Below are 13,089 nucleotides of genomic sequence, written 5' to 3'. Positions count from 1 at the left end.
TCCCGGCTAGTTGGTATGAAAACCGGTTCCGGTGGGTGGCAACGCCTGGGTGCACTCCATTCGGGTGACGGTGGCGGTTCGGGGCCCGTGCTCAAGCCAGCCCAGCATCATCTGTACCTTCTGTTCGGGACCGGCAATCAGGATCTCCACCGAGCCATCTTCCAGGTTGTAGGCATGCCCCCGCAGCCCCAGTTGCAGCGCCCGCTCCCGGGTGAAGTAGCGAAACCCCACCCCCTGAACCTGACCCCACACCCGCACGACAAACGATTGCTCTCCCATTTATCACACCTTTCCCTTAAGTAATTTTTCCCCGGGGCGATAATGAGCGCGACACTCTCTTCCCCTTGCAGGACGCAATACCATTATGAAAGAAGTAAAGTTTCGGTGGGTTGACCGTTATCTCATTCACCTCACGATCAGCGAGAAATTTCTCATCACCTTCTGGTGCCCCCTGGTGTTCATCGCCTTCCTCACCTGGTATCTGCTGGCCGACGGCCATGATCAGGCGATGCAGCTCAGAGTGGATCAGCTAAAAGGGCGGGTCGAGACCACGGCCCAGCTGGTGAGCCAGCAGCCGACTCTTACCCTGCCCGCGGATCTCGTACTCACGCCTGGCGCCGCCACCGGCCTTAGCCAGCAGGGGGACATCTATCGCTATGGCGCCAGCGCAGGTCAGGCGGGCGTCGTCTCCGGCACCCTGGATACGAGTCACTACGCCCTCTGGGATGGTCAGGGCGCCACCCTGACCATCATTGCCGTGCTGGCCGCCCTGCTGGCCCTCATCACCCACTATCTGATGACTTTCGTCTCGGGGGCCCTCTACTCCACCAACAAGGCATTGCAGACGGTGGCGAACGGCGATCTCACCTTCCGGCTCAACTTCTTCCCGGTACGGGATGAGTTCTCCATTCTGGCGGGCAGCATCGACACCTTCACCGACCGCCAGCACAAGATAGTGCAACTGGTGGAAGAGTCCGCCGATGCCCTTACCCTGGCCGCCGACGAATTTCGCGAGCATGCCAGCGACGGCGAGCAGCTTGCCCGCGCCCAGCGACAGCACATGGACTCCCTGGCCGCCGCCATGGAGCAGATGTCCGCCGCCATCCGGGAAGTGGCCCGCAACGCCAATGACACCCTGCTGCAAACCCGCCAGTCCAGCGACGAGGCGACTCACGGGGCACAGCGGGTGGCACGTACCATTACCGCCATCCGCACCCTGGCAGACGAGATTGGCAATGCATCGGGCGCGGTCGAGCGGCTGACTCACAACGCCAATCGCATCAACGAAGTGGTCAACGTCATCAACGCCATCTCCCAGCAAACCAACCTGCTGGCCCTCAACGCCGCCATCGAGGCGGCCCGCGCCGGTGAACAGGGACGCGGCTTTGCGGTGGTGGCCGACGAGGTGCGCACCCTCGCCAGCCGCACCCAGCAGGCCACGGTGGAGATCCAGCAGATGATCGAGGAGCTCCAGGCCGGGACCGGGGCGCTGAACGACATCATGGAGAAGACGGTGGGGCGCGCGGCCGACAGCCAGCAGCTCATCACCGAAGTGGGCATGGACATCGAGCGGCTCAGCAACCACAGCGATGCGGTGCTGGAGATGAGCACCCAGATCGCCACCTCCAGCGAAGAGCAGAGTTCGGTGGCAGAAGAGATCACCCGCAACCTCGACAAGGTGCGCCACGAGGCAAGCCGGGTGGAGGAGTCCGCCAGCGCGGCGGTTGCCGGCACCACCGGCCTCAAGGGAACCGCCAGCGAACTCGGTCAGGCGCTCACCGGCCTGCGGATCTGACCCCCTCCGGCAGGCCATCGTCCAGATGGCCTGCCATGTCTGGGCCAGGCGCTGGGGACGCGCGAAACAGCCCGTTCGACCCTGACCGCGTGTGGATCCACGGATCCCGGTAGACGCGGCTTGCGTGCCTACCCTCACAGCCCCTACTATATGCCCCCTTCTTTTCTACCATCGGCAACTACCCATGAGCGCTTCCATCTATCTCGTCAAAGGCCGCGAAAAATCCCTGCTGCGTCGCCACCCCTGGATCTTCTCCAAGGGCATTGAGCGGGTGCAGGGCAACCCCGTTGACGGCGATACCGTCGAAATCTTCACCCATGACGGCAAATGGCTCGCCCGTGGCGCCTGGTCCGGCAGCTCCCAGATCCGTGCCCGGGTCTGGACCTTCGACAAGGATGAGAGCGTCGATCTCGACTTCTTCATCCGTCGCCTCAAATATGCGCAGGAGTCCCGCGATGGGCTCATCAAGCGTCAGGGCCTCACCGGCTATCGCCTCTGCGCCGCCGAATCCGACGGTCTGCCGGGCCTCACCATCGACCGCTACGCCGACTTCCTGGTGTGCCAGATCCTCTCCGCCGGTGCCGAGTTCCAGCGCGAGCTGATCACGCAAGCCCTGCGTACCCTCTACCCCGAGTGCAGCATCTATGAGCGCTCCGACGTGGCCGTGCGCAAGAAGGAAGGGCTGAAGGAGCGCACCGGCGTCATCCATGGCGAGACCCCGACCGACCCCGTGGTGATCGAGGAGAATGGCGGCGTCAAGATCCTGGTCGATATTCGTAACGGTCACAAGACGGGTTTCTATCTGGATCAGCGGGATAACCGCCTTGCCGCAGCGAAATACACTGAAGGCAAGCGGGTGCTCAACTGCTTCTGCTACACCGGCGGTTTCGGGGTCTATGCCCTCCAGGGCGGTGCCAAGGAGGTAGTCAACGTCGATCTCTCCCAGAATGCGCTGGACATCGCCCGCCAGAACGCCGAACTGAACGGTCTCGATACCAGCAACACCCAGTTCGTGCGTCACGACGTCTTCAAGCTCTTGCGCGAATATCGCGAGAAGGGCGAGAAGTTCGATGTCATCGTGCTGGACCCGCCCAAGTTTGCCGAGAGCAAGGCCCAGCTGCTGGGCGCCTGCCGCGGCTACAAGGACATCAACATGCTGGCGTTCCAGCTGCTGGCGCCGGGTGGCGTGCTCTTGACCTACTCCTGCTCCGGCCTGATGGAGCAGAGCCTGTTCCAGAAGATCGTCGCCGATGCAGCCCTCGATGCCGGCCGCGACGCCCAGATCCTGGAGCTCCTCTCCCAGGCATCCGATCACCCCATCGGCACCGCCTATCCGGAAGGCTTCTACCTCAAAGGGCTGGTGGTGCGCGCCCGCTAAGCCGAGCAGACCAGCGCTGCCCCCTTTGTCCCCCGGTTCCAGATCCGGGCCAGGCTGGGTTCTGCTAGTCATCAAAAAGCCCGCGATCGTAGCGGGCTTTTTTTATGCGGCCGCCAAAGAGACAACCTCCCCCCGACTTTGCCACCAACAGCGATTGCTGCCCCCATCCCTCCTCTTCGACTGACGACTGCCATCTTCAATCAAAGGTTGCCGCATCGTTAACCCGATTCTCATCTCTCTTTCACTACACAACCCACCAGCAGAGACATGCCCGGCATTTTTTATGCAAAAGCATGAAATATTACGCATCAACATTCAAAAATCCTCGGGGAAATATCAGCCATAAACGCATACCCACTCATTTGAATGAATATTGCTGTTTTCCCCTGCAATGGATCACGCCATGCCCCTGTCCGCCTCGTACATTGTCTGGGCGGCAGTGCCCCGCCCACCACAAATCATCCCGCTCAATCACGCGCTGGCGCGCCCAGCGGGAAGTAGTGTCGAAATGGCCTCGCCTCCTCCACCACCCGCACGATGGAGGGATGATTGAGCAGACGGGCGCGATAGGCACGCAGACGACCATAGCCAGCCGGGATCTCGTGGGCCCAGTCGGCGTAGAAGAGCGAGGGGGCGGCGGCGCAATCGGCCAGCGTGAAGTCTGCGCCGGCAATCCAGTGGCGTCCTTCCAGTCGCTGATCAAGCCAGGGGTAGATCTGATTGAGCATCTCGCGGGCCTCCGCTACGCCATAGCGGTCGCGATCCGCGACCGGGCGCAGCGCATCCAGCACCACTTTTTGCATCGGCGTCATCACATAGTTGTCGAAGACGCGATCCAGCATATGCACCTCCAGACCCGCATCGCCGGGCGGGATCAGGCTGACGGGACCCGGATGGTGCGCCTGCAGATGGGCGACGATGGTGCTGCTCTCGAGGATGCAGCGACCATCATCCAGCAACACCGGGAAGCGCTTGAGTGGCCAGAGGGCGGCAAGTTCGGCGTTCGCCTCCGGCTCTTCGAGATTCCGATACTCGAACGGGGTGGCATTCTCGTAAAGGGCGATCAGCACTTTCTGGCTGTAGGACGAAAAGGGGTGGGCATAGAGTTTCATGGGGATATTCCTGACGCTCAGAGGGATGACTTCCCTAGTCTAGATCCCCTCTCTATTTTCGATGCGTCCCTATCCCATGCTGGTTTTGGGATGATAAACGCCCATTCATGACGGCAGTCACACTCGTATGACTCTCTTTTAAGTAGGGTGATCCCGCCTGGGCCGCCAAGCCGGGGCTGCCGACTCATCAGGATTGATGAGCGGCACCACAACAAAAATCGATGTCAGGCCAAGCTGAACATCATCAAGGATCCCGTCATGAATCAATCATTGCCACTGTTGACGCCGCTGCGGGGCATCGCTGCCCTGATGGTGGTGCTGTTCCACGCCCGCTTGCTGCTCTTTCCCCAGTGGATGGAGTCGATCGCCGGCCACACCCAACTCATCGAGAACGGCTACCTCTGGGTCGATCTCTTCTTTATCTTGAGCGGGCTGGTGCTGGCCCATGTCTATGGGGAGGCCTTCGCCCGCACGCCCCGCACCATAAGTTATGGCCGCTTCCTCTGGCTGCGGCTGACCCGGGTGTATCCCCTCTACCTGGTGACCCTGCTGCTGCTGGTTGGCTGGGAGCTCTACAAGGCCCACCACGGGATTGGCTTCTACGCCGGCCCCCTGTTCAAGATGTGGGAGTGGGAGGGGATGCCTCCTTTTGGTTCCCCCTTTACCCCGGCCGAGGCGCTGCCAAGCAGCCTGTTGCTGCTGCAGGTGGTGACCGATCACGGATTGACCTGGAACTTCGCCGCCTGGTCGCTCAGCGTGGAGTGGATTAGCTATCTGCTGTTTCCGCTGCTCATTCCCCTCGCCGTCACCCGCAGCCGCTGGAGCAACCTCGCCCCCTTGCTGGCCCTGACGGTGCTGGCCTTTATCGTGCACAGCCGGGGTACCCTGGATGTCACCAGCGGAGCGCTGGCCATCGGGCGCGGGGTGAGTGAATTCGTGCTCGGCCTCTGGCTGCTGCCCAAGGTGAAGGCTGCCCGCCAGTGGTCCATGATGCAGCAAGATCTGCCGCTGCTGCTCGCCTTTCTGCTCCCCTTCGCACTGATGCAGTTCACCATGACACCGTTGTTGACCCTGCTGCTGATCAGCGCCTACGTGTTGCTGATCTGGATTGCCGCTGCCCAGGGTGATCGCCAGAGCCCGCTGCTGCGCCTCCTGGACAACCGCTTCACCAACTGGCTGGGGGATCTCTCCTACTCCATCTACCTGCTCCACGCCCTGGTGTTGCTCACCGGCTGCGAGCTTGTCCACTCTCTGGCGCCGGGGCTCACCGCGTGGTGGTACGCCCAGACCAACCCCTTGCTGGGGGTGCTGGCCACCCTGTTGATGCTCGCCGTGCTGATCGGGCTCTCGGCGCTGAGCTACACCCTGCTGGAGCGGCCGCTGCAACGGCGACTGCGCCGGCTAGGCAAGGCGCCCCAACCAGTGATGGAGCAAGCTGGCTAGTTTCCGTCGCCACATGCTGCCCCGATGCAAGACCGGCACGCCGTCGGGGCGGCTCAAAGTGGGACTAGCCTGAGCAAGGCGAAGAGTACGGCTCTTTTTGAACCCGACAATCCCCTGCGCTTTGTGTGAATTCCAGTTCGAATCAAGAGGGCCATCTGTGGCATAATGGCCCGTCCTGTGGTCCTCGGCGGGGCTTCGCCGGCGCATCCTTGCCCTCCTCCCGTCCTGCCAGGCAGCCTGACATCACTGTGTTCACAGGCCGCCAGGGCCACCCTATTTTTGCGCGCACATTTGACGGTGCCACAGCAGTTATTGGCACACGCAAGTCTGCCCACACAAGGGGAAAGCATGTCTTCCATTCGTCTGACCCAATACAGCCACGGCGCTGGCTGCGGTTGCAAAATCTCCCCCAAGGTGCTCGACACCATCTTGAAGAGCCAGATCCCGGGCTTTGACGACCCCACCCTGGTGGTCGGCAACAGCAACAAAGATGACGCCGCCGTGGTCGATATCGGCAACGGCCAGGGCATCGTCTCCACCACCGACTTCTTCATGCCCATCGTCGACGATCCCTTCACCTTCGGTCGCATCGCCGCCACCAATGCCATCAGCGACATCTATGCCATGGGCGGCAAGCCCATCGTCGCCATCGCCATCCTCGGCTGGCCCATCAACACGCTGGCGCCGGAAGTGGCCCAGCAGGTGATCGACGGCGGCCGCCAGGTGTGCCACGAGGCGGGTATCTCGCTCGCCGGTGGCCACAGCATCGACGCCCCCGAGCCCATCTTCGGCCTCGCGGTGACCGGTATCGTGCCACTCGACGCCATCAAGCAGAATGACACCGCCCTGGTGGGCGACACCCTCTATCTGACCAAGCCGCTTGGTATCGGCATCCTCACCACGGCCCAGAAGAAGGGCAAGCTCAAGCCCGAGCATGAGCAACTGGCCCCGGATACCATGTGCACCCTCAACAAGATTGGCCAGCGCTTCGCCGCCCTCCCCGGCGTACACGCCATGACCGACGTGACCGGTTTTGGGCTGGCAGGCCACCTGCTGGAGATGTGCGAAGGTTCCGGCGTCAGTGCCCGTCTGGACTTCAAGGCGCTGCCGCTGCTGGACGAGGTGGATTACTACCTGAGTGAGGGCTGCGTACCGGGCGGTACCCTGCGCAACTTCGACTCCTATGGTGACAAGCTGGGCGCCATGGATGATCGCACCCGCAACATCCTGTGCGACCCGCAGACCAGCGGCGGCCTGCTGGTAGCCGTCGGTAAAGAAAGTGAAGCCGAGCTCCTTGCCATTGCCGCACAGGCAGGGCTGACCCTCTCTCCCATCGGCCAGTTGCAGGCCCGCACCGGCAACCAGTTCATCGAGGTTGTCCAATGAGTGCCCTGCCACTGGCCACGGATTACGCCCGGATCTTTCTGGATGAGGTTCCACTCATCGATCTGCGTGCCCCCGTCGAGTTCAAGGAAGGGGCCTTTCCCACCGCCGTCAGCCTGCCGCTGATGACGGACGAGGAACGTGCCCGGGTCGGTACCTGTTACAAGCAGGAGGGACAGGCCGCAGCCATCACCCTGGGCCATCAACTGGTAGGTGGCGCGGTGCGCGCCGCGCGCATGGAAGGCTGGCTGGCCAGGTTGCGCCAGCAACCCGACGCCCTGCTCTACTGTTTTCGCGGCGGCCTGCGCTCGCAAACCGTACAACAGTGGCTGGCCGAGGCCGGCGTCACCCGCCCCCGGGTCGCGGGCGGCTACAAGGCGCTGCGCCACTTTCTCATCGACACCCAGGCGAAGGCCAGTGCAGAGTGCGACTGGACCGTGCTGACCGGCATGACCGGCTCCGGCAAGACCCACATGCTGGCGCACATCACCCAGGCAGTGGATCTGGAAGGGCACGCCCGTCACAGGGGGTCGTCGTTTGGCCAACTGCCGGGTGGGCAACCCGGCAACATCGACTTCGAAAACCGGCTTGCCATCGAGCTGCTTCAGCGTCGCAACCGGGGGGAATCACAGTTTGTGCTGGAAGACGAGAGCCGTCTCATCGGTCGCTGCGCCCTGCCACTCAACCTTTATGAGGCCATGTGCCGGGCTCCTCTGGTGGTGGTGGAGGTGCCGCAGGAGGCACGGGCCGAGCAGATCCGCACCGATTACGTGCAGGATCTCTGGCTGCGCTATCTGGAGTTCCATGGGCCAGATGCAGGCTGGCCGCTGTTTGCCGGCTACCTCACCGAGGCCATGGCCAGGCTCAAGCGCCGACTCGGTGACAAGGATTATCGCGAACTCGATGGGCTGTTGCAGGCCGCCCTCAGGGAACAGGCCCAGAGCGGGGACACCCGCGCCCATCTGGTCTGGATCAGGCTGCTGCTGACTCGCTACTATGACCCCATGTACCGCTATCAGCTGGACAACAAGCGCGAGCGGATCCTGTTTCGTGGTGACAAGGAGGCCTGCCTCGCCTTCTTCGCCAAACGCTCCCCCCTTCAGACCCCTCAGGAGAGTCCCACATGTTGAAGTTCGAGGTGATCCCGGTCACCCAGTTCGCCCAGAATTGTTCCCTTATCTGGTGTGACGAAACCCGCCAGGCTGCCCTCGTCGATCCCGGCGGCGAGGCGGACAAGCTGCTGGCCGCCATTGCCAAACGAGGGCTGACCCTCACCCATATCCTGCTGACCCACGGTCATCTGGATCACGTGGGCGCCGCCGCCGAGCTGCGCGAGAGAACCGGTGTCGCCATTACCGGCCCCCACAAGGAGGATGCCTTCTGGCTCGATATCCTGCCCCAGCAGAGCCAGATGTTCGGCTTTGCCCATACTCCGGCCTTTACACCGGATAGCTGGCTCGAACAGGGTGACAAGGTACAGGTTGGCAAATGCGAGCTGGAGGTCTATTTCTGCCCGGGCCACACTCCGGGCCACATCGTGCTGCTCTGCCAGTCAGAACGCCTCGCATGGGTGGGGGATGTGCTCTTTGCCGGCAGCATAGGCCGCACCGATTTCCCGCGCGGGGATCACGGGACGCTGATCAAGTCGATCACCGAGACCCTGCTGCCGCTCGGGGATGAGATCGTCTTCATTCCGGGCCATGGCCCGAGCTCCACCTTTGGTCACGAACGGGCCAGCAATCCCTATCTGACACAGCCCATCTGGTAATCCCCCCGCTCCTCGCGGGCATCCCATTGAGCCTTGAGGCGCAAGATCTCCGGCATGATCTCGAGAAAACGGGAGAGCAGCCGGGGATCGAAGTGCTGGCCTGCACCATCGCGCATGGTGGCCAGCACCCGGTCCAGGGGCCAGGGCTCCTTGTAGGGACGACGCACGCTCAGGGCGTCAAAGACGTCGGCGATGGCCACTATCCGCGACGCCTCGGGGATCCCCTCACCGGTCTCGCCGGCGGGATAGCCCGAGCCGTCCCATTTCTCGTGGTGGTGCAGGGCAATCTCCGCCGCCATGCGAAAAATGGGGGCATCGGATCGCCTCAGGATCTCGTAACCGATACGCGGGTGACTTCGCATGATGACCCACTCCTCCTCGGTGAGGGGGCCAGGCTTCTTGAGGATGTGATCGGGGATACCAATCTTGCCCATGTCGTGCATGGGGGCCGCCAGCTCCAGCAGATCCGACTGCTCCGGGCTCCAGCCAGCCGCATCAGCCAGGGCCCGGGCGTATGCGGCCATGCGCCAGATATGCACCCCGGTGTCGGTGTCGTTGTAGTGGCCCGCCTCGCTCAGCATGACGATGGCAGTGCGATAGCTGCACTCGAGCTGATCGAGGCGCACCAGGGAGAGATGATTGCGCACCCGGGCACGCACCGTGCTCGGACAGACCGGCTTGTAGATATAATCCACTCCGCCCGCCTCGAACCCCTGGCTCTCGCTGTCTGCGTTGTCGCTCGCGGTGATAAAGAGCACCGGGATCCCGGCGTGAGCCGGATCGGCCTTGAGCCGGCGGCACACTTCGTAACCATCCATGTCGGGCATGCGCACGTCCAGCAGGATAAGTGCCGGCTCGTGACGCCCCACGGCGGCCAACCCCTCCTCTCCCCCTTTGGCAAAGAAGAGGTTGTACTCCTCCTTGAGGATTTGCCGCAGCAACCCGAGGTTGCTCGGCTCGTCGTCGATGATCAGCACGCGCGGTCGACTCATGGCGCAGGTTCCTCCCGATCCTCCAGATATGCCTCCAGCTTGCGGGTGGCGAACGGGATATCGAACAGCTCCAGGGCTGCACTTATTTCGCTCATCAGCTCGCAAGGCAAGTGACTCCTTGCCTGGCTCAGCGCCGGCTCAATCAGATCCAGATCCTCGCTCACCAGGGCCTGATGCAGGGCGTGCAGGCAGACCTCCCGCGCCTCCCCCTGGGCCAGCGGGGAGCTGACCGCGCCCGGCTCGCGCCCGGCATAGGTATCGATGGAGTGTTGCGCCCGCTCCAGGGCCTCGAGGAAGGGTGCGATAAGCTGGCTGGTGTCGCCACCCTGCTCGATGGCCTCGTTCAACTCGGCACTGATACGCGCCACATCGGTGAGCGACAGGCTGCCCGCCACCCCCTTGAGCTTGTGGGTCAGGCTCGCGGCCGCATCGGTCTCATGCTGGGCGATGTAACCCGGCAACACGGTACCGACCGTCATGTAGTCATCGCGAAAACGCCGCAGGTATTTAAGATAGACCGAGGCTTCACCCCAGTTGCGCAGTCCGGTATCGATATCGATGCCGGCCACCGGCTCGTGGGGGAGTAGTTCGTCGTTCACGGTGAGCGGCAGGACAACGTCCGGCAGATAACGCAGCAAGGTCGCGATGAGCTGCTCCACATCGAGCGGCTTGGCGATGAAGTCGTTCATGCCAGAGGCCAATGCCGCCTCCCGCTGATCCTTGAATACCCCGGCGGTGAGAGCCAGCACGGGAGTCTCCTCCCGCCCCGGCAGCAGGCGCAGGCGACGGGTCGCCTCGTAGCCATCCATCACCGGCATCTGCACATCCATGAGCACCAGATCGATGCGCCGGGCCGGATCTGCCAGGCAGGCCAGGGCTCGCTCCCCGTCGATGGCGGTGATCACCTCGGCCCCCTCCCGTTGCAGCAAGCGGGTCGCCACCTCCAGGTTGATGTCGCTGTCATCCACCAGCAGTATGTGCACGCCCGGCAGGCGCAGACGGCGCTGGCCACTCTCAAGGGGCTCCACATGCTCGCGCTTCTCGTGGATGAGACGCGCCACCGCATTGTAAAGACTGGATCCGGTGACCGGTTTGTGCAGTACCAGATCCACCTGATCCGAGCCGGGGCGGTGCATCAGTTCATCCTGGGAATAGGCGGTCGCCATGATGATGATGGGTGAACGCTCCTGCTGCTCGAAGGCGCGGCGAATGGCCAGGCAGGTCTCGAGCCCGTCCATGCCCGGCATGATCCAGTCGAGCAGGATCACGTCGAAACGCTCCCCCTGGCGCAGCAGATGATGCAGCGCCTGCTCACCGGACTCCACCACCCGCGACTGCCATCCGAGGGAACCCACCGTCATCGACAGGGCGTCGCGGGTCACCTGATTGTCGTCGGCGATGAGCAGCGAGATGTGCTGCAGACGCTCGTTCAAGGCCTCGGGCCGCTCTACCTGCTCCAGCCGGACGCGGAACCAGAATTCGCTCCCCTTGCCAAGCTCGCTGGTGACGCCGATGTCCCCACCCATCAGGTTCACCAGGCGGCGACTGATGGTCAGACCAAGCCCGGTACCCCCGAAGCGGCGGCTGGTGGAGGAGTCTGCCTGGGAGAAGGCATTGAAAATGTTGGCCTGCTGCTCGGGGGGAATGCCGATCCCGGTGTCGCGCACCCGAAACAGCAAGGTGGCCATGCCGTCTTGCTCTGATTCCAGCACGACCTTGACCTCCACCTCGCCGCGTTCGGTAAACTTGATGGCATTGCCGGTCAGGTTGAGCAACACCTGCTCGAGGCGCAGGGCGTCCCCAATCAGATGGGAAACCGGCTCGGGGGCACTGCTCACCACCAGTTCGAGGTGCTTCTGGCCAACGCAGGTGGACATGATGGCCGCCACGTGATCGAGCACCTCTTCGAGACTGAATGGCACCCGCTCAAGCTCGAGCCGACCCGACTCAATCTTGGAGAAATCAAGGATGTCGTTGATGATCCCGAGCAGCGCCTGCCCGGCCTGGTGGATTTTGCGCACCAGGGCATGCTGACTATCGTCGAGCCCTCCCTGTTCGAGCAGGTAGGTCAGCCCCATGATGGCGTTCATGGGGGTGCGGATCTCGTGGCTCATATTGGCGATGAAATCACCTTTGACCTGTGCCAACCTGGCCGCTTCCTGCTGGGCCAGTTGCTCCTTGTGCCTGCTGCGCACCAGTGCAGCCACACCGGTACCAAACAACAGCAGCAGCACGGCGCTGGCGGCCAATATGATCCCCCAGATGTGGGTGCGAATGGCCTGCAGCTCGCTGTGCGGCACCAGGGACGCGGCTTTCCAGATCAGCTGATCATGATTCTGTGCCGGGTACAGGGTGGTCCAGCTCCAGAGCCCGTCGGCAGACTCCATCTGGCCGTTTGATGCGTCCCAGAACGCCTGCCAGGCCTGGGGGGAAGTGTGCTTCAGGGTGAGATCCGGGCGCTCGAGCATGAAGCCCCACTCCCGGGATGGGTCCGGGCTGCGCAGCCAGTATCCATCCTGGTTGAACAGCATGGTGTGATCGGCTGCCTTGCCGCTGCTGTCGGCAAACTCCTTGAGCATACGGGCGGCCTGGACGTTGATAAGCAGCAAACCAAGATCACGCCCCCCAAGGCGCAGACGCTTGGCAATGCGGATCATGGGGTTGAAGGGGCGATCGATCACCCCGTGTTCAACGTTGAGATCGAGCGGCGAGACGTAGACCCGCTCCCAGGGCAGCGCCATGGCATCACGAAAGTAGTAACGATCCCCCTTGTTCTGCAACTGGTCGTCCGCCACCCGCCACAGACGCGGGCCCTGACGATCGATGCGCACTAGCTCCATGCCATCCGGGGCAAGCCAACGCACCTGGGCATAGTCGGGATTGCGGTTCATCAGGATGGTGAACTGGACGGCCAGGGTGTCACGGTCATTGCGAGCCGCCGCTTCGAGCAGGATGGGTTCTTCCGACATGCTGCGCACATGGCGCAGTGGCACCGCCAGCTCGCCGTCAAGGCGGCCGCTGGCGAGCGCCAGGAAGGTGTTCTCATCGCTGCGAACGCGATAGAGCTCGCGTTCGATCAGTGCATTGCCCAGCAAATAGCCACCCGCCAGGACCAGCAGCAGAATAGGTGAAAACAGCAGGATATATGTCCGTACGATTCCCTTCATAACGGTCAACATCGCCCCGAAAAATGGACTTGTCCGAGTACTTCTTGAACA

The 13,089-nt window shown here is 62.8% G+C and carries 10 protein-coding genes; 6 read left to right on the top strand and 4 right to left on the bottom strand.

Annotated features, from left to right (window positions below; translation table 11 throughout):
* Positions 1–6: 6 nt before the first annotated feature.
* Entirely contained in the window at positions 7–279 is a 273-nt protein-coding gene (locus AB5Y68_RS03830) for an acylphosphatase (RefSeq protein WP_010674727.1), read from the bottom strand.
* 85 nt (positions 280–364) lie between these two features.
* Here AB5Y68_RS03830 and AB5Y68_RS03825 point away from each other — a divergent pair, with 85 nt between their 5' ends.
* Positions 365–1,795, top strand: a complete 1,431-nt coding sequence (locus tag AB5Y68_RS03825; protein WP_039039156.1) for a methyl-accepting chemotaxis protein — start codon at positions 365–367, stop codon at positions 1,793–1,795.
* 184 nt (positions 1,796–1,979) lie between these two features.
* A complete protein-coding gene (locus AB5Y68_RS03820) occupies positions 1,980–3,173 on the top strand; it encodes a class I SAM-dependent methyltransferase (protein ID WP_039039155.1) in 1,194 nt (397 codons plus the stop codon).
* A gap of 467 nt (positions 3,174–3,640) precedes the next feature.
* Here the strand turns inward: AB5Y68_RS03820 and AB5Y68_RS03815 are convergent, their stop codons facing one another.
* Positions 3,641–4,285 (bottom strand): glutathione S-transferase family protein, encoded by a 645-nt coding sequence (locus tag AB5Y68_RS03815; protein WP_039039154.1) that lies wholly within the window; start codon positions 4,283–4,285, stop codon positions 3,641–3,643.
* Between the two features lie 258 nt (positions 4,286–4,543).
* Between AB5Y68_RS03815 and AB5Y68_RS03810 the strand changes: the two genes are divergently transcribed.
* From AB5Y68_RS03810 to AB5Y68_RS03795, 4 genes are all read left to right on the top strand, one after another.
* Positions 4,544–5,728, top strand: coding sequence for an acyltransferase (locus AB5Y68_RS03810; protein ID WP_039039153.1), 1,185 nt, complete (start codon positions 4,544–4,546; stop codon positions 5,726–5,728).
* A gap of 348 nt (positions 5,729–6,076) precedes the next feature.
* Entirely contained in the window at positions 6,077–7,114 is a 1,038-nt protein-coding gene (gene selD, locus AB5Y68_RS03805) for a selenide, water dikinase SelD (RefSeq protein ID WP_039039152.1), read from the top strand.
* Positions 7,111–8,241 carry a tRNA 2-selenouridine(34) synthase MnmH gene (gene mnmH / locus AB5Y68_RS03800; protein WP_039039151.1) on the top strand — a complete coding sequence of 377 codons (1,131 nt, stop codon included), beginning with the start codon at positions 7,111–7,113 and terminating at the stop codon, positions 8,239–8,241. The genes selD and mnmH overlap by 4 nt, the downstream gene beginning before the upstream one ends.
* The gene (locus tag AB5Y68_RS03795) at positions 8,235–8,879 is read left to right on the top strand and encodes an MBL fold metallo-hydrolase (protein WP_039039150.1); all 645 of its coding nucleotides are present in this window, start codon (positions 8,235–8,237) and stop codon (positions 8,877–8,879) included. Before mnmH ends, AB5Y68_RS03795 begins: the two co-directional genes overlap by 7 nt.
* Here AB5Y68_RS03795 and AB5Y68_RS03790 read toward each other — a convergent pair.
* Together AB5Y68_RS03790 and AB5Y68_RS03785 are read right to left on the bottom strand one after the other, a co-directional pair.
* On the bottom strand, positions 8,855–9,871 hold the full coding sequence (locus AB5Y68_RS03790) for an HD domain-containing phosphohydrolase (RefSeq protein WP_039039149.1): 1,017 nt from the start codon (positions 9,869–9,871) through the stop codon (positions 8,855–8,857). The genes AB5Y68_RS03795 and AB5Y68_RS03790 overlap by 25 nt on opposite strands.
* Entirely contained in the window at positions 9,868–13,038 is a 3,171-nt protein-coding gene (locus AB5Y68_RS03785) for a response regulator (RefSeq protein WP_039039148.1), read from the bottom strand. Before AB5Y68_RS03785 ends, AB5Y68_RS03790 begins: the two co-directional genes overlap by 4 nt.
* Between the last annotated feature and the right edge of the window lie 51 nt (positions 13,039–13,089).

Origin of the sequence: Aeromonas sp. R6-1, assembly GCF_040908165.1 — a bacterium.
Taxonomy (GTDB): domain Bacteria; phylum Pseudomonadota; class Gammaproteobacteria; order Enterobacterales; family Aeromonadaceae; genus Aeromonas; species Aeromonas caviae.
The sequence above is the reverse complement of the archived record's forward strand: the minus strand, read 5'-3'. Positions and strand labels throughout refer to the sequence as shown.